We start from the raw sequence: 21,241 nt of genomic DNA, 5'->3' as shown, positions 1-21,241 counted from the left end.
CAAACAAACTGTTCCGGATACTTTATCGGGACAGTTTGTTTGTTTTGGAGGCGATTCAATTGATTACCCTGAACAATCTTTCCACAGCTTCGGAGATGTCTTGGGGGGGTATTGTAGCAAAACCTAATACGAGGCTGATGGTGTTGTTATGGTTGTGATTTTCCAGTTGTTTTAATGTGAATCTCTTAATAGAGTAAACTTCAAGTTTTTCCTTTTTTGCCCTTTCGTGAATTTCCTCATACTTCCGATGTGTTCTAAAGTGCGCAAGAAAATGCAGCCCTGCAGGTATGTCTTCAATGACAATCTCTTTGCCAAAAATGTCTTTCAGCTTATTAATCAGGTCTTTTCTTTTTAACTCGTAGTGGTGAGTCATGCGTTTAATATGTCTGTCATAATTGCCGTCCTTAATAAAGTAGTGGAGTGTATAAAGACTGAAGGTATTACTCTCCTGAATCCAGTTTGCAAAGTACTTCCGATAAGCTTTCAACAGTTTTGGGGGGAGGACGATATAACTGATCCTCAGACTGGGTAAAAGCGTCTTCGAAAATGTTCCGGCATATATCACCCGCTGGTTCCGGTCAAGACTTTGTAAGGAAGGGATATTGTCTGTCCCATATTTAAATTCACTGTCATAATCGTCCTCTACTATATAACGGTCATTGGCTGAGGCAGCCCAGTTTAACAGTTCAATCCGCCTTGAAATCGGCATGATTTTACCAGTGGGAAACTGATGGGATGGGGTAATGAAAAGGATATTCGGATTTGCATCATGGATTTCATTTATGTCAATACCTTTTTTGTCTAATGAGATCGAAGCTACATCAAATTTCATGCTTGTCAGTAATTCATGAATCCTGGAATAACCGGGATTCTCAATGGCTACCTTTGTATTTTTATCCTGCAGGGTCATGAATTGACGTATTAATGCTTGTGTTCCTCCCCCGATCACAATTTGTTCCGGTTCACAGACCACACCGCGCGTTAATGCGATCATCCTTGCAATGGTTTCTCTTACAAGATAGGGTCCCTGAAGGTTCATAATTTCAGAGAACTCATGCTTGTGGTTTCTGATGGCTTTATTCTGGCACTTGACCCATTCTTTAAAAGGAAACATGGAAACGTCTGATGTCATGTGAGAAAAGGAAAGCCAGCCGTCTTTATGCACGGGGGTCTCTCTAAGATTATCAGGAAATTCTTCCGGTCTTTGAGTGTGTATGAAGGTATTCAATTTTTCTACATAGTAGCCTTTTCTTTCAATTGTGTAGATGTAACCTTCGGCAAGGAGCTGCTCATAGGCCGTGGATACGGAGTTAACACTCACTTGTAACTGAACGGCTAACGTTCTTTTTGAAGGAAGCTTATGATTTTCTGCCAGCTCATTTGCCGTTATCGCCTTTTTTAATGCTTGATAGATCTGTTGATAAATATATTTGGTATTCTTTGTTTTATCGACATTAAGAAAAATCATAATGTTGCCCTCCAACTGGTACCATTCGAAATATAAATCTGGTTCTTTTTATTATACCAACAAATTGTCATAATAGTCTACATATTGCGAAAGAGGAGGTCTTTTCATGGTGAATACAGCAGATTTACAACGAAAAAGAGATCAATATGTTGCAAGAGGTGTCAGCAATGGTAATTTGAATATTGCCAATCACGCTTCCGGAGCAACTGTTACAGACCTGGACCAAAACGAATGGATCGACTTTGCCGGTGCAATCGGCACGCTGAATGTAGGACACAGTCACCCGAAAGTAACAGAAGCTGTGAACGCTCAGGTGAAAAAATTCCTTCACCCAGGCTTTAATGTAATGATGTATGAAGGATATATACAATTGGCTGAAAAGCTGAGTAAAATTACGCCAGGGGATTTCCATAAGAAAACGATCCTGTTGAACTCCGGGGCTGAAGCAGTGGAAAATGCGGTTAAAATGGCACGAAAATATACAAAAAGACAGGCTGTTGTTACCTTTACAAGAGGATTTCATGGCAGAACCAATTTGACGATGGGAATGACAAGCAAGGTAAAACCGTATAAGTTTGGCTTTGGTCCGTTCGCACCTGAAATTTACCAGGCGCCTTTCCCTTATATGTACCATAAACCTGAGCGCCTTTCTGACGACGAATATGTGGAAGCAACTATCGAGGAATTCAAGGATTTCTTTATAGCCACTGTTGCTCCGGAAACGGTTTCTTGTGTTGTGATGGAGCTTGTTCAAGGTGAAGGAGGATTTGTGGTAGCGCCCGAGAAGTTTGTCCAATTTGTAGAACAATTCTGTAAAGAGAATGGGATTGTTTTTGTTGCTGACGAAATCCAAACCGGATTTGGCCGTACAGGCACGTTATTTGCTTCCGAGCGTTTCGGTATTGAACCTGACCTCATTACGGTGTCCAAGTCTCTGGCAGCAGGGCTTCCTCTAAGTGGTGTAGTAGGAAAAAGTGAAATTTTAGATGCGGCAGATCCAGGTGAACTTGGGGGAACGTTTTCCGGAAACCCCGTGGCATGTGCAGCTGCATTGGCTGTGCTGGATGTGATTGAAGAAGAACAGCTCCTTGAAAGATCCGAATACCTTGGCCGGAAAATTGAAGAAAATTTACATGCACTTTCAAAGCAGCACTCATTCATGGGTGAAACGCGCCGTCTTGGATCCATGGTTGCAGTTGAGATTGTAAAAGACCGTGAATCAAAGGCGCCTGATAAAGTGAGAACAAGCCAGATCACCAAAAAAGCGAATGAGGCAGGCCTTTTGCTTTTATCGGCAGGCTTAAAAGGAAATGTCATCCGCTTTTTACCGCCACTTGTCACGACAGACGAGGAGCTGGAAAAAGGTCTGACCATTCTGGAACAGGCATTCGAAGGATAATAGGAGGGGTCTACCATGATTAACGTAACGAACCCTGCGACAGGTGCACTGATCAGTCAGGTTTTGGAACATACAGAAGACGAGATAAAAGCGAAGCTGGAAAACGGTGAGAAAGCCTTTGAAACCTGGTCTTCAATCAATGCCCATGCCCGTTCAAGGCTGTTAAGAAACTGGTCTGCGATCATCCTGAAAAAGAAACAGGAAATTGCAGAAGTAATGACTCTCGAGAACGGAAAACTCCTGAAAGAATCACTTGGGGAAGTGGATTATGCAGTAAGTTATATTGACTGGTACTCAGAAGAAGCAATCCGGATTTATGGAAGAACCGTACCTGCATCTGCTGAATCCAAACGGGTTATTATAAGCCGCAATCCGGTTGGGCTGGTTGCAGCCATTACCCCTTGGAATTTTCCGGCTGCAATGATGACGCGAAAAGCAGCTCCTGCCCTTGCTGCAGGGTGCACATTCATTATTAAGCCTGCCGAAGAAACGCCGTTAACGACGATGAAATTAATTGAGCTTGCTCATGAGGCTGGTATTCCTGAAGAAGTGATTCAGTATGTGAACGGGGACGGGGCAAAAATTGGCTCCCTCTTTACCGAAAGCAGGAGCGTTCGTAAACTCACGTTTACAGGATCAACGCCAGTTGGAAAGCTGTTAATCAAGAACAGCGCACAAACGGTAAAAAATGTGACGATGGAGCTAGGCGGACATGCTCCTCTTATTGTAGCCAAAGACGCAGATATAGACTTTGCAGTTAAACAAACGGTTCTTTCTAAGTTCAGAAATGCAGGGCAGACGTGCATCTGTGCAAATCGTGTGATCGTGCACGAAGACATACTCGATGCCTTTTCCGAAAAAATAACAGAAGCAGCAGCGGGCTTACAGGTGGGTAATGGTTTAGTTGAGGATACAGATGTGGGGCCAATCATAAATAAGAAAGGTTTTGAGAAAATCAAATCACAGATAAATGATGCTGTAGAAAAAGGAGCCGAAGTTTTAACTGGTAATGCGTATTCTGCCAACGAAGAAAAAGGTACCTATTTCGTTTACCCGACCGTTCTGAAAAACACGGAACGGGATATGACCATTATGCAAGAAGAGACATTCGGTCCCGTTCTTCCGATCATCAGCTTTAAAGAACTTGATGAAGCAGTTGCTCTGGCTAATGACACCGCATATGGCCTGGCGGCGTATTTCTTTACGAACGATTACAGAGTGGGAACATACTTACACGACCATCTTGATTTTGGCATTATCGGCTGGAATGATGGAGCCCCTTCTGGCGCCCATGTACCGTTTGGAGGAATGAAAGAAAGTGGCCTCGGACGCGAGGGTGGAGCAGAAGGAATCGAACCTTACCTGGAAACAAAATATCTGTCTATTGGTAACCATATGTAACGATTACGGACCAAGGCAGTTAAAACAGGAGTGATGGAAATGCCGAAACCACAGCAACAATTATCAAAAGTACTCTCAAAATTAGATGTCTTTGTTCTTTCGATAGGTGCCATGCTTGGCTGGGGATGGGTTGTTCTGTCTGAAAGCTGGCTCACCTCAGCAGGTTCTATGGGAACGCTGATTGCGTTTATCATCGGTGGTCTGCTAGTGACCTTTGTGGGACTCACTTATGCAGAGCTCGCCTCTGCCATGCCGAAAGTCGGCGGGGAACATGCCTATGTCCACCGGGCGATGGGGGATAAAGCTGCATTTGTAGCATCCTGGGCCATTACGCTTGGGTATGTTTCTGTTGTTGCTTTCGAAGCGGTTGCCCTTCCAACTGTTATCGAATACATTTTTCCAAACTATCAAGTAGGGTATCTGTGGACAATTGCCGGCTGGGATGTCTATCTTTCCTGGGTTCTGGTAGGGGTGGGTGGCACGCTGTTTGTGATTGCCATCAACTACTTCGGTCTGAAGCCTGCTGCAAAAGTACAAGTCGTTTTAACATTTAGTATTATTCTCGTTGGTCTGATGTTAATCTTCGGTTCGGCAGTCGGAGGAGACAGTGCCAACTTTCAGCCGTTATTTGTCAATGGTGCTACGGGGATCATGGCGGTCCTTATCATGGTCCCATTCTTGTTTATAGGTTTTGACGTCATTCCACAAACCGCGGAAGAAGCAAATATTCCAAGAAGAGATATAGGTAAGCTTCTAATCATATCTGTTCTCTGTTCGATTGCGTTTTATATTTTAATTGCTATAGGCGTTGCTCTGGCGTTAAATAATTCAGCACTTGCAAACACAGAGCTGGCAACGGCGGATGCGATGACAGCTCTGTTTGGATCCCCGTTTTTCGGCAATCTTCTCGTTGTTGCCGGTGTAGCAGGAATTATGACAAGCTGGAACGCCTTTATCATCGGGGGAAGCCGTGTGATGTATGCCATGGCTAATTCCGGAATGCTTCCTGCATGGTTCGGTCATCTGCATCCGAAGTACAAGACACCGTCCAATGCCATTATTTTTATTGGTGCCCTGGCTGCTGTAAGTCCCCTTTTGGGCCGCCCTGCACTAGTATGGTTCGTTGACAGTGGTGGTCCGGCAATCGTCATTGCTTATCTGTTTGTTGCCATTTCCTTTATCATTCTGAGAAAGCGTGAACCTCAGATGGAGAGACCTTACAAAGCTGGCAGAACAACCATTGTCGGCTGGATCGCCCTTGTGTTAAGTATTGGATTTCTCGTAATCTATTCACCGGGAATGCCAGCAGCTTTAACAGGGCCTGAATGGGCCATTTTCTGCGGGTGGTTTCTTATCGGTCTGTATTTCTTTATCCAAATGATCAGAGACAAGTACCGAGATCACGCAGAAGGCGAAAATCAACATATTTCATAATGCGGGGGAGAGGCCGGCCAACAAGATGGATTTCATTTTGCAGGGTCGGCCTCTTGTTAATGCGCAAGCAGATTAGTTGCTGTTGAAATTATCAGATTCTTATGTATAATTCGAAATATTAGGTTTGCAAATACATAGACGAGGTGGTGTCCTTATGAAGACAAGTGAAAACCCGCTCCTCCATGAGCTGAAAGGGTTGTTAAGAGAAGATCAGGTTTCAGTAAATGAAACAGTGCTGGAACATCATAGCAAGGATGAATCCTATCATCCGGAGAGTTTACCCGACATTGTCGTATTTCCGGAAAATACGGAGGAAGTGAGTACGATTATCAAAATCGCGGACCGCACACACACACCTGTGATCCCATTTGGTCTCGGGACCAGCCTCGAGGGGCATGTGATTCCTTATGACAAGGGGATCACGATTGATTTTTCCCAGATGAATAAAGTTGTTGAAATCAGAGAGAAGGACTTTCTGGTTAAAGTGCAGCCCGGTGTGACCCGGTCGCAACTGAATAAAGAACTGAAAAAATATGGCCTGTTTTTTTCGGTAGACCCGGGAGCCGATGCCACTCTTGGAGGTATGGCCGCTACAAATGCGAGCGGAACAACGTCTGTAAAGTACGGTGTAATGGAGGACCAGATCCGCGACCTGGAAGTGGTTCTGCCAAATGGAGAGACAATCCACACCGGAAATCTGGCTCAAAAATCGTCCTCCGGCTATAACCTGAACAGTCTTTATACAGGGTCTGAGGGCACACTCGGCTGTATAACCGAGCTCACGTTGAAGGTGTATGGAATCCCTGAAAACATCGTAGCAGCACGGGCTTCGTTTCCAACCGTTAATGATGCTGTGGAGGCCGTGGTCTCCATATTACAGGCAGGCATATCCATCGCCAGAGTGGAGCTTGTGGATGAACCTTCGATCAGGCAGGCCAACCTGTTCAGCGATACGGAATATAAGGAAAAAGCGACGCTGTTCCTGGAGTTTCACGGGAATGAACCGGGGCTCAATCACGATGTGGCATTCACAGAAGAAATCGTGGCGGACCATTATTGTGAAGAGGTGTTTTTTGAAAAAGATAACGCGGCCAGAAACAAGCTTTGGGAGGCACGGCATAACTTAGCTTACGCCTACGTCCACGGCAATCCCGGTAAAAAAATCATGGTTACGGATGTATGTGTGCCCATCTCAGAGCTGGCGGGGGCCATCCGTCACGGGAGAGAGACCATCGATGAACTGGGTGTGGAAGCAGGCATTGTCGGTCACGTTGGTGATGGAAACTACCACGCGTTACTCATGATTGACACAAATAACATAGAAGAAGTGAAAAAAGCCAACCTGTTCAACGAGGCGATCGTAGAGTATGCCCTGAAATGCGGAGGCACGTGTACCGGGGAGCACGGCGTAGGCATCGGAAAAATGAAATACCTCCAGAAGGAACACGGCAAAGCACTGGACGTGATGGAGACGCTCAAGGCAGCACTGGATCCAAAAGGAATCATGAACCCGAATAAACTCGTTTCCGGGAAAAGAGGCAGCATATGAAAACACTTGAATCCATCAGTACAGTAGCAGGAAAATACTTTGCCGTCTGGGTCATTGCCGTCGCCGTTATAGCGTATTTTATTCCCGAGCCGTTTTTAGGTCTGGGAGCCTATATTACGATATTGCTCGGTGTTGTAATGTTCGGGATGGGGCTTACCCTTAAGCCGGTTGACTTTAAATTGGTTATCAAAAAACCGGTACCCGTCATCTTCGGGGTGGCAGCCCAATACGTTCTGATGCCCCTTGTGGCGCTGGCTCTTGCCTTTATCCTGAACCTGCCGCCTGAGCTGGCTGCGGGGCTTGTCCTTCTGGGGTCCGTCCCTGGTGGAACGGCTTCCAATGTGATGGTGTATCTGGCAAAAGGAAACCTTGCTCTGTCTGTAGCCATGACGTCCTTTTCCACTATGCTTGCCCCGGTGTTGACCCCGCTCATTCTGCTGGCGCTGGCAGGTCAGTGGATGCCTGTAGACCCGATGGCCATGTTTGTTTCCATCGTTCAGGTGATTATAATACCTATTGCACTCGGTATTTTTATCCGCAGACTCTTTCCTGTGGCGGTAAATAAAAGTGTGTCGGTCATTCCGCTCATTTCTGTATTGGCCATCATTATCATTGTTTCTGCCGTCGTGAGCGGCAACGTGGAAAGCATAGCTACATCCGGACTTCTGATTTTCACAGCGGTTATGCTCCATAACCTGGCAGGACTGTTCCTTGGTTATTTGGCTGCATTTCTTATGCGTCTTGATGAAAGTAAACGACGGGCAATTTCCATTGAAGTGGGGATGCAAAACTCCGGTCTGGGTGTAGCCCTTGCCACGGCCCATTTCGGTCCTTTAGCAGCGCTGCCAAACGTAATTGCAGCGGTCTGGCATAACATCTCCGGCCCGATACTCGCCACGATCTGGTCAAAGAAACCTGTGAACCGGGAAGAAAACCCGGATCTGCAAGCCCGGGTGAAAAAGACAGGGACATAGAATTTTTTTAGAGGTCTGCTCATTATGATGAGCAGACCTTTATTTCATTTCTATAAGGAAAGGAGTGTGTTCTGGCAGATGTCATTAAGAATCAACGCCATTCCTTAACATAGGAACAGATTCGAGAAATAAGGTGATATACCTACAAATGGTCAGATGAGTGCGTCTGGTACTGTCGATTATATGATGGATGTCAAAAATTCGACAGGATTTTGAGGCATTTTTTAGGCCAAATACATTACTTTCCAGACACCTTTGTCAACAGTAGCCCAAGTGGACAAACTGATATAATAAAATTAATTGAAAATTCTTTAAACTTATGTTAAGGGGGTTAGGTTGTGAGAAAGATAAAAAATAAAAAGCAATCTGCACTTCGTAACCTGGAACTGGCTGCAGAGAGAATTGACCCCTATATGAATGCCATTCGGGAAGCAGCACCGAAAGCAAGTTCCGCCGGCTGTCATTATCTTCAGGATCTAAAACGTCTCAAATGGAAAAAAGCACTGGCCCTTTTCAAGACGTTCTGGAGTTTTAAGAGTATCTTTTGGAGTTTTCCTGCAGGGGTGATTACCTGGTTTTTTACGATGGATGTGATCTGGGGATTCAGCGTACTGACATCGGGACTGCTTCTGATTATCCTGATTATTGCCAATCATATACTGCGTGAGAAAACGATTCAGGATATGACAGATGTGAAAAAGAAAGATTCCTTTCACTATTATGCGTTTACGAATTTTCATAGAGAATATGATCTTTTTTCTCCCTTTCTGATAAAAGGTAACGACTTTAAATTCAAGCAGGCAACGGATTTGATGAGGGAATGGGAGAAAGACATGGGTAAGAAAGACGAGATGATTATAAAGCTCGAGAAAGACCTGAGGCAGCTCGCTAGCGATGCTGTCAGCCTGCCTGAAAAAGCAAAGCAGGAAGTGGCGTTTGTCAACACAATTTATTTCAATCTTATTGACAAAATTGAATACAAAGCGAGGGGCAGCTTAACATTTGAAACGATGGACTTCTTTGGTCACTATGCGATCTATCGGCTGGCCGGGGAGAAGCTGATTCTGGAGCATTCATCACGGTCGAATGTAAACATCCCCCAGAAAGTCGATTTAACTGGATACGACTTGTCATTCATGTCCTACGTGAAAATACTGCGATCAAGCTATTCCTGGGAGGCCGACAGAAAGAGCACGATTTCATTTATCGCGGAAATCGAAAAGGGGATCTATGTGTACACAGTTCTTATTGACAGTCGTAACCGTAACGTCCTGAATCCGGAAACCGAGACGGGAAAACACAGCATTGAAAAACTGGCCGATCTTGTTTCCACGGCGTTTAAGCTTTACGCAATAAAGGTGACTGCAAAGTAGAAGGGAAATGATGGCTTTTTATGAAAGACGTCCGTGTTCAGGGAAGAATAAAACGATCCTGTCCCCATTCAAATGGGACATGCCTGTTGAGTAAAGTGAAAAAAGAAAGGGTGAAACAATACAGCCGGCTGCTGCTTGGCTGGAAGAAGGAAATTTATAAAACCATTTGGTCCGAAAGAGGGTAGCCGGTTATTTGGTATACTTCTTCTCTATCAGATCCAAATGGTTTTTTAGTCTTTGTAAGTCTGAAAAAACGCTTTGAAGGCTCGTGTTGATTTTCACTGCGGCCTGTTTAATCTCCTCGGTTTCCAGTTCCGTTGTTCTTTTTTTCCTTACGTTCACCGGGGTGATATCCATAGCCCAACCGCTCCTTTTACCTGTGTTTTTATCAGTATACCCGTAAGGTCGAATGAGTATGTCCGTTTTCAAAAGGAAGAGTATGAGAATACGAGATGGCTTGCTTCTTTCTTCGCAAAGTAATGATATGTATGCTATTTTACCAGCTTCTCCAAAAGATAAGTAGAACTATCGTCATTTGACTGAAAATTGTAACAAATATGTAAAGATGCATACATCTTCTATGGGGATAACCGGAAGACCGGGGATTCCTTTTTATATTTTCAAAAGCAGGGGGAGAAAGTACTTCAAACGATACGGCAATATTCATACTTTTAACACATATATACCATACAGGGGTATGGTACTATGAAGGTAGGGTTTGTAATCAGGAGGGTTAGAATGGGGAAAACAAAACAGGTTTCGTTAGCCGTTAATGGCGGTATCGGTTTTGGTGCAAAGCTTAAGCCGAAGCAATTGATCGCACTTGGACAGTATTTAGACGAGGATCAGGAAATTGAACTCACAACATTCCAGCAGCTGATCATCAAGGTTGATGAAGGGAAAGCTGAGGAAGCGACGGCAAGACTGAATGACGCCGGTTTTTCTGTTTACCCGGTCGGGCCTTATGTAAAAAGCTTACGGACGTGCAACTTCTGCAAGGGGGCAGAAGAAGAGGGAATGCCTGTAGCAGTTGAGCTGAACAGACGGATTGCCGGGCAGAAAGTTCCCTTTACGCTCCGACCGGCCTATACAGGGTGCCCGAATGCATGCGGGGAACCTCTGATCAACGATATTGGCGTGATTAAACGGGATGAACGTTATGAACTCTATATCGGGGGTAAAGCCGTAGGGGAGGATGCCCAGGCAGGTATACTTCTAAAAAACTGTCTCGAGCCTGATGATTTGTATGATCTGGTTGATAAAGTTCTGAATGTTTACCGGCATCACGGTCGTAAGCGAGAGAGAATGGCTAAATTTGTAAGCAGGTACGGGTTGGATCAGATTAAAAAAGATGTTGGCATTTAAGGAGGCACACATAATGAGAAAGAAAACAGCATTTATTTCCGCATTACTCAGCTTAAGTGTCGTGGTGGCGGCATGTTCCGACGACCATGACGGACACGACGAATCGATGAATGATGAAGATATGGAACATGGCGAAGAACAAACTGATTCAGATCATGGTGATCATGAAGAAGATATGGATGAAGAGGACATGGATCATGACGATGACCACGCCGGACATGGCGGCGGCTCAAGAGAAGATGTGGAATCTGAAGCATCACAGGAACCTGATTCCATGAACGAAAACGCTGAAGAGGGATTGATGGTGGAAAATACGAAAAATGTGACGCGAATCAGTGAAGACGATCCCGTATCTTTTTCCATTCTGGCATCCCAGACAATCTGGCCGGCTACTCATAAGCAGAATCAGCCTGGAACGGTCATTTTAGCCCCGGTTGATTCATGGCAGCAGTCCCTTGCGGCGTTAACACTTGTGCATCACCCGAATGACGGTCCTGTTCTTTATACAGACGGCACGGTGTCCGATGAGGTAATCAATGAAATTGAGCGGCTTCAGCCCAAAGGGAACTCCGAGGGAATTGAAGTGATGGTAATGGGAGATCTTCCTGCTGAGGAAATGGATAAGCTTGACGGCTATTCCACAGAGCAGATTACAGCTGACGATGATGCTGAATTTGCCATGCTTGTCGATGAGCACTACGCAGAAATTGTAGGTCACCTGCCTGAATCCGTGATTGTCGGTTCCTCTGACGATGAGGCTAAACTGATGACCATGACAGCCGGTGACTGGATCAGTCATATGGACGAGCCTCTTCTGTATGTTGACGCGGATTCTATCCCTGATGCAACAGCAGAAGCCCTTGAAAAAAGGGATGGGGAAGCATCCATCTATGTCATTGGCTCGGAAAAGGAAGTGTCAGGAGAAGTAGAAGATGAGCTTGGTGAATACGGGAATGTTACACGTATTTCAGGAGACTCTCCGGCAGAGCTTTCCATCGCGTTTGCTTCTTTCAAAGATGAAGAAACCGGCTTTGGATGGGGGATTGAAAAACCGGGTCATGGCCTGACTTTTGCCTCCACTGAAACACCTGAGCTTGCCATCCCCGGCAGTCCGCTTGCTCATCTTGGTAAACATGCACCGATGATCTGGCTTGAAGAAGGGGAACTTTCACAGCCGGTATACGATTATCTGGCCAGACTAAAGCCCGCCTTTGAAAACGACCCGACAGAAGGGCCGTATAATCACGGTTATCTGTTCGGTTCAACCGACTCTGTCAGTTTTCCGGTACAGGGAATCATTGACGAGCGGATGGAGATCGTCTCCCTTTCCGGGGACGACCACGGCAGTCATTAACACTATGAGGCCCGTTCCACATGTGGAGCGGGTTTTATTTTTTCCTTAAAAAGAAGACTGTTTTTCCGATATACTAACTATATACAGGAGGGGATTGTTATGGAAATCAGAAGGTTAAAAGAAAAGGATGCCGAAGCATATAAAAAACTCAGGCTCGAAGCCCTTCAGGATACACCTGAAGCATTCAGCTCAAGTTATGAAGATGAAGTTAACTATCCTCTGAAAAGAACGGTAGACAGGCTCACTCAGGATCACATCTATACATACGGAGCCTTGACGGACAACGATACTCTCGCCGGAACGGTCACACTCATTCATGAAACCAAACCCAAAATTCGTCATCGCAGTTCGATCGTGGCGATGTATGTGTCACCGGATCACCGTAAAAAAGGGATCGGAAAAGCGTTGGTTACAAAAGCGATAGGTCAAGCTCGGGAGATCAGCCACCTCGAGCAGATTTATCTGGCTGTGACCTCGAAGAATGAACCGGCCAAAAAACTGTACACCTCTCTGGGTTTCGAGACATACGGGGTGGAAAAACGGGCATTGAACGTGAATGGCGTTTTCTATGATGATGAACTGATGGTTCTCATGCTTTAACAGGGAAACAAGTACCGTGGAAGCAGAATAATGATAGGGGGGATTATATGAATCTGGGCGAGCCGGTCGCAAAGGGGAATACCGCAAAAATATACCTTCATGAAAATAAAGTTTACAAGGTTTTCAACAGCCAGCTACCCTCCGGTGAATCTTTGTATGAAGCCACTAAACAAAGCTACGCCTGCTTATGCGGACTCCCAGTGCCAAAAATCCTGGATATTGCCACGATGGATGGCAATCAGGTCATCGTGATGGAGTATGTAAAGGGAAGATCAATGGGAGACATGGTCTTTGAAAACATGGAACTGTCAGAGCATTTTATGAACATTTCCGTTGATGTTCACCGGAAAATTCACAGCATCACTCCTGATTCCCTGGAGCCGATGAGTGATAAATTATCCCGCCAGATAGAAATGGCTGACATTGATAAAAGACAAAAGGCTGCATTACTAAAGAAGCTGGAAACAATGGCATTTGATAAGAGACTTTGTCACGGGGACTTTCATTTGTTTAATCTTATGATGGACAATAACAAGGTGACGATCTTAGACTGGGTCGATTCCAGCGCAGGTGATATCCGGGCCGATGTATACCGAACCTATCTGTTGTATTCACAGGTATCAACACACCTTGCGAACATTTATTTAAAGAGATACTGCAGCAGAAGCGGATTGACGCAGGACGAAGTATTGGAATGGGCGCCAATCATTGCCGGAGCAAGATTAGCAGAGAATGTTTCTACAGAGAAACCGGAACGTCTTCTCAGAATCGTTGACGATTATTGTCCAATATAAAGGCCCTCAGGGTTAGTGTTCAATTGGATTTGCCACGAAAGAATTACTTATACGTTGAATAGAGGATGTGTTATTTCTTCAGACAGAGGAATAGGAAGGTATAACCTGTTAAAGGAGGCAGAGAATGACACACACGAAGAAACTAACCATTATGGCTATGTTTACGGCAATCGGGATTGTTGGTGCAGCCTTTATCTGGTTTCCGGCTCTCATAGCCCGCGCCTACCCGATCCAGCATATGGTGAATGTTTTAGCTGCCGTTCTCCTTGGGCCGATTCCTGCGCTACTGATCGCTTTTATGATCGGGCTCCTTCGCAACCTTCTTGGTCTTGGCACGGTTCTCGCCTTTCCGGGCGGGATGATCGGAGCACTTCTGGCGGGGGTGTTTTACCGGTGGAGCAATAAAACATGGGCCGCGGCTGTCGGTGAAGTGATCGGCACAGCAGTGATCGGCGCAATAGTCGCCGTGCCGATCGTCACACTCTTCTTTGGAGACCCGGTCGCGATCTTTGCGTTTGTACCGGGATTTTTGATCAGCAGTTCAATTGGAGCTTTTCTTGCAATCCTCATATTAAAGCGCTGGCGGCCGGATTGGGGCCCTGCTGGAGAGAGGTAGTTACTAAAACGTACAAGAGATGTCCTGGTCCCTTTACAGGACATCTCTTTTAGTCGTTCTCCCTTTTTCCGAACAACCCGTAAAAGAAAATATTCGTAATGTCTTCCGTCAGCGGCAATACCCGTTTGTACACTTCCTCCTGTTGCATTGTATCCTTGAACATTTTGATGTAAAAGAGGATCGCCTCCTGAGACAGATTGGGATCGATATACCCAAGCTTTTTCCCTTCCTCAAACAGCTGTGTGAAATAGGGCACGGCTTTTTCTACGTAAATCTTTTCAATATAATTGGTCTCGCCGGACGTATATTCCTTCATCAGGTAATGATAAAACTCCTCGTTAATCTGGCTTGTTTCTTTCTTATTAAAAATAATCTGCTTAATTTTATCAGGAAACGGCATGTCACTCTCCACGATCCTTTCAAACTCGAGCAAAGCCTGATCAACATAATAAAGAAAGCACGCGTGAACGAGCGTATGCTTGTTATCAAAATAGTTATAGATTGTCACCTGGGACACGCCTGCTTTTTTCGCAATTTCAGAAACCGGCACCTTCTGAATGCCGTGCTTCATAAAAAGGGTGGTCGCTGTCTCCAAAATCGCATGTTTTTTCTGTTCCCGCCGCTGTTGAAATCCGTCCATTTGTTTCACCTCAAGATTATTGTAATCAAAGTTTTGTAATAAAACAAATAAAATAGTTCATAAAGTATTGTCAAAGGGAGAACTTTTATATATTATGAACTATATAAGTTAAGATATTTCATAACTTTTCTTCAAACTAAGCGTAACCGTTAAAACAGCAGGAGAAACCGTTAAATGAGACTGCGAAACCGTTAAATACCAGCCTGTAACCGTTAAAAGAGACAATAGGTGCCCCACGATGATGGGCACCGGAAAAAGGAGAGGCGACCTATGAGCGTACTTGAAGTAAAAAAAGTCACAAAGCAGTTTGGCAGGTTCACAGCATTAAAAGGCGTAAATATGGAAGTTAACGAAGGAGAAGTATACGGCTTTATCGGCCCGAATGGCGCAGGGAAATCAACGACCATCCGCATCCTCCTCGGCATCCTGCAGGCATCCGGCGGGGAAGCAACGATCTTTGGCAAGGACGTCTGGCAGGACGCCGTCGAAATCCACAAACGCATTGCCTACGTCCCCGGCGACGTCAACCTCTGGCCGAACCTCACCGGCGGCGAAGTGATCGACCTCCTTCTCAGCCTGCGCGGTGTGAAAGCCAATGCAAGCCGGCGCGAGGAACTGATCGAGCGCTTCAAGCTTGATCCGGGTAAAAAGTGCCGGACCTACTCGAAAGGGAACAGGCAGAAGGTGGCGCTGGTAGCTGCGTTCTCAAGCGACTCGGATCTCTATATTCTTGACGAGCCCACATCGGGCCTGGACCCTCTTATGGAGCGGGTGTTCCAGGAATGCGTAATGGAAGCAAAGGCAGCCGGCAAAAGTGTACTTCTTTCAAGCCATATTTTATCTGAAGTGGAGCGCCTCTGTGACCGGGTGGCAATTATCCGGGAAGGTCAAATTATCGAATCAGGTTCTCTTGACGAACTTCGTCATTTGACGAGAACGTCCCTTACAGTTAAAACGAAAGAGCCAGTTTCTTTTAATGATGTGAAAGGTGTGCACGACATTGTAGAAAAAGACGGTCTTTTTACATTCCAGGTGGATTCAGAAAAATTGGACGCGGTCATGAAGCACGTGAGCGGCTTCGGGCTTGTGAAGCTGGAGAGCTCGCCGCCGACACTGGAGGATCTGTTCATGCGTCATTACGAAGGGACGGAGCGGTGATGAAAAAGCAGCTGTTCAATCAAACAGGGAGATTATCGCGTTTTATCCTCCGGCGGGACCGGGTCCGTCTGCCGGTATGGATCCTTTCCATTGCCCTCGTGACTTTTCTGACCGCTTCTTCATTTAGCGGGCTTTATCAGTCAGACGAAGAGCGGCAGGCGATTGCGGAAACGATGATGAACCCGGCTATGACTGCCATGGTTGGACCGGGTTATGGCATCGACGATTATCATGAGGGAGCGATGATGGCCCATCAGATGCTTCTTTTTACAGCCATCGCTGTGGCGATTATGAGTATTCTTCTTGTGACAAGGCATACCCGTACCGATGAAGAAGAAGGACGTATTGAACTGGTCCGTTCTCTGCCGGCGGGAAGACTCTCGAACCTGACGTCTGTGATGCTTGTTCTTTTCGGTGCAAATGTGGTACTTGCTTTGGTTACGGGATTGGGGCTCTGGGCGATGGGCATTGGGTCGATCGATCTGACCGGGTCGCTTATGTACGGAATCTCGTTAGGAGCTGTTGGTCTTTTCTTTGCAGCAGTGACCGCTCTTTTTGCCCAGTTGTCCGAGAACGGCCGGGGAACAGTCGGACTTTCCTTTGCGTTTCTGGGTGTGGCGTACCTCGTTCGTGCGATTGGGGATGTGAGCAGTGAAGCGCTGGCGATGATTTCGCCTCTTGGGTGGATTCTTAGGACCGAGGTGTATGTGAATAATGTGTGGTGGCCGGTTGTGCTTACGTTCGCTGCGGCGGTTGTTGTTACGGCAGTGGCCTTGTATTTGAACACGCGGCGGGATTTGGGCGCCGGGTATCTGCCTTCAAGGGCGGGTAAAAAGCATGCTTCAACTTTTCTTCTGAGTCCGTTCGGCCTTGCGTTTCGTCTTCAACGTACGGCGTTGATCTCGTGGGCGGTGGGGATGTTTGTCCTCGGTGCCACGTACGGTTCGGTTTTAGGTGATTTGGAGTCGTTTTTTGAGAGTAACGAAATGATGAGGGAGATGCTGGCTCCTGACAGTGATGTGTCCATGACGGAGCAGTATCTGACGCTGCTCATGGCGGTGATTTCCATGATTTGTACGATTCCGCCTGTGATGATGATGCTTAAGCTGAAGGGGGAGGAGAAGAAGCACCGGGTCGATCATTTGCTTAGCCGGGTCGTCTCCCGTGGCAGGATGATGGGGAGCTATTATGTGCTGGCGGCGGTTGCCGGCGTGGTGATGCCGTTTCTGGCGCTGGTTGGACTATGCTCCACGGCGGCTGGTGTAATGGATGAACCGATTGCGTTTTCGGTCCTGTTTGAGGCGCTGTCGGTTTACGTGCCTGCAATCTTCGTAGTAATCGGTTTGGCGGCTCTTTTTGCCGGGGCGTTGCCGAAATGGAGCGGACTCGTCTGGATGTACCTGGGGTATTCGTTCTTTGTCGTTTATCTCGGGGCGATGCTTCAGCTCCCGGAGTGGCTCGGTCAGTTGTCCCCGTTCGGTCACGTCCCAGAAGTGCCGGTGGAGGAATTGAATGTCGCAACTCTCGCGGTGCTGTCGGGAGTAGCTGTGGTGCTCGTAGCCGGCGGATTTTTGGGGTACAGAAAGCGTGATATTGCGTAGGGTGGTATTTTAATGTCAGGGTTAAAAATTATACCTCCCTTCTGTCATGCTGCACTTCTATTTGCAGAATAAATTCGGTCTTTGATAGAATAAATTGCTTTATTGACAGAATTAAATTCATTATTGATAGAATAAATTCGGTTTTTGATAGAATATCTTCTCACACATTTCAAAGTTTTTAAAACATCGTTTAGAAAAAATCCACACCTTTGTGAAGGTGTGGATTTTTAGTGCTTGCATATACAGTTTCATTTAGAAGAAAAACGGGAAGAAAAAGCTTCTTATTCCCCAAAACGGGAAAAAGTAAGGTCTGAACCGGCGGAATCGTCTTGGATAGCCGTAGCCACCGCCGTACCCGCCGCCATAACCGCCTCCAAAGCCGCCACCGTAAAAGCGCATCTGATCGTCTCCGTTGTCCCCGTCCGGTACGAGCATGTGCACCCCTTCTTTATCGACGCCGTTGATAATACCTTCAACCATACTGCCGTCGTTCATTTGCATCTGCATCAGGTAATTCATATACTGCTCGCAAATCGTGTGAAGTTCCTGCTGATGAGCCTGGTCCATCTGGCCATTCTGCCCGTTTTGACTGTTATTATTATTCATTTCGGTTCGCCTCCTTCCATCGTTATTTTATTAAAGCGGCTGGGCCGGTGTGCATGTCACTTTGAAATTAAGAGTCAAATTTATTTCTGAAGTTGCTTAAGGCAAGAAGAGGCCAGATGTAATTGTAGCTGTGATAATAGATGTAAAAGTCACCGGGAAGGGCAGCACCTGTGGGATATGTGGTGGTCCAGTCGTTCCGGTTAAGGTTACTGACTAAATAGTTTACTCCCCTGCGGACCGCATCCGCTGGTTTCTTATGTGTGGCTGTGAGTGCATCCACTGCCCATGCCGTTTGCGAGAGGGTGCTGGAGCCAAGGGGCATGTAGGTATTTCTTGTGTCACTCACGCAAGATTCTCCCCAGCCACCGTCTTCGTTTTGAATGGACGTGAGCCAGTCAACCGCTTTTTTCACAGAGGGGCGGTTCTGTGAAAAACCGGCAGCATCTAATCCGGTCAGGGCAGCCCATGTACCGTAAATGTAGCAGACTCCCCAGCGGCCATACCAGGAACCGTCTGTTTCCTGATTTTGTTCCAGCCAGTTAACAGCCCGGTCGATCGCCGGATGGGGTGATAAAAGGTTCGCATCTTTAGATAAAAACTCAAGAGCTCTTCCGGTGAGGTCCGCGGTGGATGGGTCTATTAAAACCCGTCCGGCTTCCGGGAACGGAACGAGGGTGATTCGTTTCTTATCTGTATCTTTTTCAAAGGCGCCCCAGCCCCCGTCTTTGTTTTGCATGGATAATATCCAGTCAGCACCCCGGCTCCAGACAGGGCGGTACATGGTGTGCTCCCTCACAGTCCTCTTAATAGCCCTGAGAGCTGCAGTTGTGTCATCCACATCAGGCAGAAAGGTATTGATGTCTGAGAATCCCCATCCTCCTGGGACGGTGTTAGGGTTGTTGAACGACCAGTCTCCATACAATGTGTGCTGGCGGGAGAGGAGATAGGCGTTTGCGGTTTTAATGAGGGGATCCGAAGCGGGTACGCCTGATTGTTGAAGGGCGTGACTGATCAAAGCTGTATCCCACACGGTCGAGGTGGCAAACTCGATGTGTGAGTGACTCGTCGTAAGGCACACTTGGTTTTTTATTCCGTTAACGGCGTTTTGAATGACTGGGTGGTCTTTTTTGTAACCCAGGGCGAGGAAGGCGTAGATCATGAAGAAGGTGGATGTAATATAGCTGTAGTAAAGGCCGTCGGGTTCGATGCGCTTGAGCATGTGCTGTTCGGCTTGTTCAAAGGCGGTTTTTCGGAGGCGTTTCGGTGTGTCGATGAGCTTGGATACTTCGTTTTGGATGATGGTGAGGATGGATCGTGACTGGTCATTTTCCCATTCGTTTTCGGTCTTGCGCTCGGTCAGGAGATCGCGGAGGTTTGGGGTTCGGGTGTTTTGGCGGCTGTATTTCATGTTAGCGGAAGTTAGTACGGCGACGAGGTGAACCCTGCTGTAGCCGACGATATCGTAAATGCTGATCAGTGAAGTACGGGGGAGCAGGATGGTTTCGATAGGGACGTTGAATAGTTTTGGCCAGGAGATTTGTCCATTCAGGGCGAGCATGGCGCGGGTGAATGGGCCGGTTTTGGCGAGACCGCCACGGGCTTTGATAAACTTCCGGGCTCGTTTCATATGTGGAGCGTCTGGTTTTACATGTCCTGAGTACAGGAGGGCGAAAAAGGATTCGGCGGTGGAGGAGAGGTGACCGTCATTTTGGTCGGTGAACAGGTTCCAGGCGCCGTTTGCCTCTTGTTTGCTTAGGATCCGAGCTGTGAGCCGTTCGATGAGCCATTCGCTGTCTGGTTGTTCAAGGCTTCTCAGGAGAATGATGGTGTAGGCGTCTGTGAGGGTGCCGGTTTCAAAGCAGAAGCGCCAGGAACCGTCGTTTGATTGGCGGTTTCTTAAGTCATCGATGATTTGATTGATAGCGCTGGTAACGAGGTTGTGCAAAAAGAACCCTCCGTTCATGTGTGGTTATTACGACTACTATATGAAAAAGAAGCGAAAAAAGACTAGATGTTTTCAAAAGGAAATCTGTGTATTTTTCTTGAATAACAGTAAGTGTTAAGGGAGGAGATTGCTTATGAATGAAGCGGTATTATCGAAAAATAAACAAGGATGGGATAAGGTTGCGGAGCGGTTCTTTGGACGGAATCCATTGCCTGAATATGGTCCGTTTGCTCCGAACGAAGAGGATGTCAGGCTTTTGGGCAATTTGGAAGGTAAAAGAGTATTGGATATCGGGTGTGGCAGTGGTCACTCTCTTCTTTATATGGAGGGGCAAAATGCCGGGGAACTGTGGGGCATTGATTTATCTTGCTCTCAAGTGTCGGCAGCGAGGACGGTTTTAAAAGACTGTACAGTTCCTGTAACACTTTTTGAATCACCGATGGAAAAAAATCCGGGATTACCTGAAGGGTACTTTGATCTTGTGTACTCCATATATGCACTCGGCTGGACGACTGATCTTGCTCAAACGGTAAAGAACGTGGCCGGTTACTTAAAGAAGAATGGTGTGTTTATATTTAGCTGGGAGCACCCTCTGTATAATCGAATGACGCATAATGGTGACTCCTTGCAGATGACGAAGCCTTATTTTGAAGAGGGACCTTATCAGCATAGCGGGTGGAATGTACCTGTGACAATGCAGCAACTTAAATTAAGTACATATATCAACACCCTTTCAAAACAAGGGTTTGTAATAGAACAAATGGTTGAGGAGGTCTCTCTCAGCGAGAAGGATGCGGAGCGTCATACGAACAGCTGGTATACCAGGGAGAGGGCATCCTTTGTACCAACAACAATCATTTTCAAATGTCGGAAAGCATAAAATAGAAAAGGCGAATGAGGGTGGATTGCCTTTTTTAACTCCTTCTTGATAAGGAGTTAAAACCACCATTCTTTTACTTTTCCG

The 21,241-nt window shown here is 46.4% G+C and carries 19 protein-coding genes; 14 read left to right on the top strand and 5 right to left on the bottom strand.

Translation table 11 applies throughout. From position 1 onward, the window contains the following. Positions 1 to 55: 55 nt before the first annotated feature. The gene (gabR, locus tag EBO34_RS08840) at positions 56 to 1,468 is read right to left on the bottom strand and encodes a MocR-like transcriptional regulator GabR (RefSeq protein WP_122897531.1); all 1,413 of its coding nucleotides are present in this window, start codon (positions 1,466 to 1,468) and stop codon (positions 56 to 58) included. 106 nt (positions 1,469 to 1,574) lie between these two features. On the opposite strand from gabR, the gene gabT reads away from it, so the two are divergent. The 6 genes from gabT (at position 1,575) to EBO34_RS08810 (ending at position 9,598) form a co-directional block, all read left to right on the top strand. Further along, the gene (gene gabT, locus EBO34_RS08835) at positions 1,575 to 2,867 is read left to right on the top strand and encodes a 4-aminobutyrate--2-oxoglutarate transaminase (protein ID WP_122897530.1); all 1,293 of its coding nucleotides are present in this window, start codon (positions 1,575 to 1,577) and stop codon (positions 2,865 to 2,867) included. 15 nt (positions 2,868 to 2,882) lie between these two features. Next, on the top strand, positions 2,883 to 4,268 hold the full coding sequence (locus tag EBO34_RS08830) for an NAD-dependent succinate-semialdehyde dehydrogenase (protein WP_122897529.1): 1,386 nt from the start codon (positions 2,883 to 2,885) through the stop codon (positions 4,266 to 4,268). A 39-nt stretch (positions 4,269 to 4,307) separates the two neighbouring features. Further along, positions 4,308 to 5,702, top strand: a complete 1,395-nt coding sequence (locus tag EBO34_RS08825) for an APC family permease (RefSeq protein WP_122897528.1) — start codon at positions 4,308 to 4,310, stop codon at positions 5,700 to 5,702. Between the two features lie 154 nt (positions 5,703 to 5,856). Continuing rightward, complete coding sequence (locus EBO34_RS08820; protein WP_122897527.1) at positions 5,857 to 7,251, top strand: FAD-binding oxidoreductase; 1,395 nt, start codon at positions 5,857 to 5,859, stop codon at positions 7,249 to 7,251. Continuing rightward, positions 7,248 to 8,225, top strand: a complete 978-nt coding sequence (locus EBO34_RS08815; protein WP_122897526.1) for a bile acid:sodium symporter family protein — start codon at positions 7,248 to 7,250, stop codon at positions 8,223 to 8,225. The genes EBO34_RS08820 and EBO34_RS08815 overlap by 4 nt, the downstream gene beginning before the upstream one ends. A gap of 338 nt (positions 8,226 to 8,563) precedes the next feature. Then, the gene (locus EBO34_RS08810) at positions 8,564 to 9,598 is read left to right on the top strand and encodes a hypothetical protein (RefSeq protein WP_122897525.1); all 1,035 of its coding nucleotides are present in this window, start codon (positions 8,564 to 8,566) and stop codon (positions 9,596 to 9,598) included. Positions 9,599 to 9,787: 189 nt separating this feature from the next. On the opposite strand, the gene EBO34_RS20640 is transcribed toward EBO34_RS08810, so the two are convergent. Next, complete coding sequence (locus EBO34_RS20640) at positions 9,788 to 9,955, bottom strand: hypothetical protein (protein WP_183163776.1); 168 nt, start codon at positions 9,953 to 9,955, stop codon at positions 9,788 to 9,790. Positions 9,956 to 10,336: 381 nt separating this feature from the next. Between EBO34_RS20640 and EBO34_RS08805 the strand changes: the two genes are divergently transcribed. The 5 genes from EBO34_RS08805 to thiW all read left to right on the top strand — a co-directional run bounded on the left by EBO34_RS08805 (position 10,337) and on the right by thiW (position 14,327). Continuing rightward, positions 10,337 to 10,963 (top strand): NAD(P)/FAD-dependent oxidoreductase, encoded by a 627-nt coding sequence (locus EBO34_RS08805; RefSeq protein ID WP_122897524.1) that lies wholly within the window; start codon positions 10,337 to 10,339, stop codon positions 10,961 to 10,963. Positions 10,964 to 10,976: 13 nt separating this feature from the next. Further along, entirely contained in the window at positions 10,977 to 12,317 is a 1,341-nt protein-coding gene (locus tag EBO34_RS08800; RefSeq protein WP_122897523.1) for a cell wall-binding repeat-containing protein, read from the top strand. Between the two features lie 99 nt (positions 12,318 to 12,416). After that, positions 12,417 to 12,917: a GNAT family N-acetyltransferase gene (locus EBO34_RS08795; RefSeq protein ID WP_122897522.1), complete on the top strand. Its 501-nt coding sequence runs from the start codon at positions 12,417 to 12,419 to the stop codon at positions 12,915 to 12,917. A gap of 47 nt (positions 12,918 to 12,964) precedes the next feature. Beyond that, positions 12,965 to 13,711 (top strand): phosphotransferase family protein, encoded by a 747-nt coding sequence (locus tag EBO34_RS08790; protein WP_122897521.1) that lies wholly within the window; start codon positions 12,965 to 12,967, stop codon positions 13,709 to 13,711. A 124-nt stretch (positions 13,712 to 13,835) separates the two neighbouring features. Next, a complete protein-coding gene (gene thiW, locus EBO34_RS08785) occupies positions 13,836 to 14,327 on the top strand; it encodes an energy coupling factor transporter S component ThiW (RefSeq protein ID WP_122897520.1) in 492 nt (163 codons plus the stop codon). Positions 14,328 to 14,376: 49 nt separating this feature from the next. On the opposite strand, the gene EBO34_RS08780 is transcribed toward thiW, so the two are convergent. Beyond that, positions 14,377 to 14,967 carry a TetR/AcrR family transcriptional regulator gene (locus EBO34_RS08780; RefSeq protein ID WP_122897519.1) on the bottom strand — a complete coding sequence of 197 codons (591 nt, stop codon included), beginning with the start codon at positions 14,965 to 14,967 and terminating at the stop codon, positions 14,377 to 14,379. Between the two features lie 270 nt (positions 14,968 to 15,237). Here EBO34_RS08780 and EBO34_RS08775 point away from each other — a divergent pair, with 270 nt between their 5' ends. Further along, positions 15,238 to 16,125 carry an ABC transporter ATP-binding protein gene (locus tag EBO34_RS08775; RefSeq protein WP_122897518.1) on the top strand — a complete coding sequence of 296 codons (888 nt, stop codon included), beginning with the start codon at positions 15,238 to 15,240 and terminating at the stop codon, positions 16,123 to 16,125. Next, positions 16,125 to 17,726, top strand: a complete 1,602-nt coding sequence (locus EBO34_RS08770; RefSeq protein ID WP_122897517.1) for an ABC transporter permease — start codon at positions 16,125 to 16,127, stop codon at positions 17,724 to 17,726. Before EBO34_RS08775 ends, EBO34_RS08770 begins: the two co-directional genes overlap by 1 nt. Positions 17,727 to 17,978: 252 nt before the next feature. On the opposite strand, the gene EBO34_RS08765 is transcribed toward EBO34_RS08770, so the two are convergent. Beyond that, the gene (locus EBO34_RS08765; RefSeq protein ID WP_122897516.1) at positions 17,979 to 18,332 is read right to left on the bottom strand and encodes a small nuclear ribonucleoprotein; all 354 of its coding nucleotides are present in this window, start codon (positions 18,330 to 18,332) and stop codon (positions 17,979 to 17,981) included. A 67-nt stretch (positions 18,333 to 18,399) separates the two neighbouring features. Next, on the bottom strand, positions 18,400 to 20,277 hold the full coding sequence (gene shc, locus EBO34_RS08760) for a squalene--hopene cyclase (RefSeq protein WP_249414032.1): 1,878 nt from the start codon (positions 20,275 to 20,277) through the stop codon (positions 18,400 to 18,402). A 133-nt stretch (positions 20,278 to 20,410) separates the two neighbouring features. Between shc and EBO34_RS08755 the strand changes: the two genes are divergently transcribed. Next, on the top strand, positions 20,411 to 21,157 hold the full coding sequence (locus tag EBO34_RS08755) for a class I SAM-dependent methyltransferase (protein WP_122897514.1): 747 nt from the start codon (positions 20,411 to 20,413) through the stop codon (positions 21,155 to 21,157). Positions 21,158 to 21,241 lie beyond the last annotated feature (84 nt).

Origin of the sequence: Alteribacter keqinensis (assembly GCF_003710255.1) — a bacterium.
GTDB classification, from domain to species: Bacteria; Bacillota; Bacilli; order Bacillales; family Salisediminibacteriaceae; genus Alteribacter; species Alteribacter keqinensis.
This window is presented reverse-complemented; position numbering and strand designations above follow the sequence as displayed.

Bases quoted from the DNA above. Each gene is read 5' to 3' on its own strand.
- gabR (WP_122897531.1), bottom strand. From the start codon at position 1,468: ATGATTTTTCTTAATGTCGATAAAACAAAGAATACCAAATATATTTAT.
- gabT (WP_122897530.1), top strand. From the start codon at position 1,575: ATGGTGAATACAGCAGATTTACAACGAAAAAGAGATCAATATGTTGCA.
- EBO34_RS08830 (WP_122897529.1), top strand. From the start codon at position 2,883: ATGATTAACGTAACGAACCCTGCGACAGGTGCACTGATCAGTCAGGTT.
- EBO34_RS08825 (WP_122897528.1), top strand. From the start codon at position 4,308: ATGCCGAAACCACAGCAACAATTATCAAAAGTACTCTCAAAATTAGAT.
- EBO34_RS08820 (WP_122897527.1), top strand. From the start codon at position 5,857: ATGAAGACAAGTGAAAACCCGCTCCTCCATGAGCTGAAAGGGTTGTTA.
- EBO34_RS08815 (WP_122897526.1), top strand. From the start codon at position 7,248: ATGAAAACACTTGAATCCATCAGTACAGTAGCAGGAAAATACTTTGCC.
- EBO34_RS20640 (WP_183163776.1), bottom strand. From the start codon at position 9,955: ATGGATATCACCCCGGTGAACGTAAGGAAAAAAAGAACAACGGAACTG.
- EBO34_RS08805 (WP_122897524.1), top strand. From the start codon at position 10,337: ATGGGGAAAACAAAACAGGTTTCGTTAGCCGTTAATGGCGGTATCGGT.
- EBO34_RS08800 (WP_122897523.1), top strand. From the start codon at position 10,977: ATGAGAAAGAAAACAGCATTTATTTCCGCATTACTCAGCTTAAGTGTC.
- EBO34_RS08795 (WP_122897522.1), top strand. From the start codon at position 12,417: ATGGAAATCAGAAGGTTAAAAGAAAAGGATGCCGAAGCATATAAAAAA.
- EBO34_RS08790 (WP_122897521.1), top strand. From the start codon at position 12,965: ATGAATCTGGGCGAGCCGGTCGCAAAGGGGAATACCGCAAAAATATAC.
- thiW (WP_122897520.1), top strand. From the start codon at position 13,836: ATGACACACACGAAGAAACTAACCATTATGGCTATGTTTACGGCAATC.
- EBO34_RS08780 (WP_122897519.1), bottom strand. From the start codon at position 14,967: ATGGACGGATTTCAACAGCGGCGGGAACAGAAAAAACATGCGATTTTG.
- EBO34_RS08775 (WP_122897518.1), top strand. From the start codon at position 15,238: ATGAGCGTACTTGAAGTAAAAAAAGTCACAAAGCAGTTTGGCAGGTTC.
- EBO34_RS08770 (WP_122897517.1), top strand. From the start codon at position 16,125: ATGAAAAAGCAGCTGTTCAATCAAACAGGGAGATTATCGCGTTTTATC.
- EBO34_RS08765 (WP_122897516.1), bottom strand. From the start codon at position 18,332: ATGAATAATAATAACAGTCAAAACGGGCAGAATGGCCAGATGGACCAG.
- EBO34_RS08755 (WP_122897514.1), top strand. From the start codon at position 20,411: ATGAATGAAGCGGTATTATCGAAAAATAAACAAGGATGGGATAAGGTT.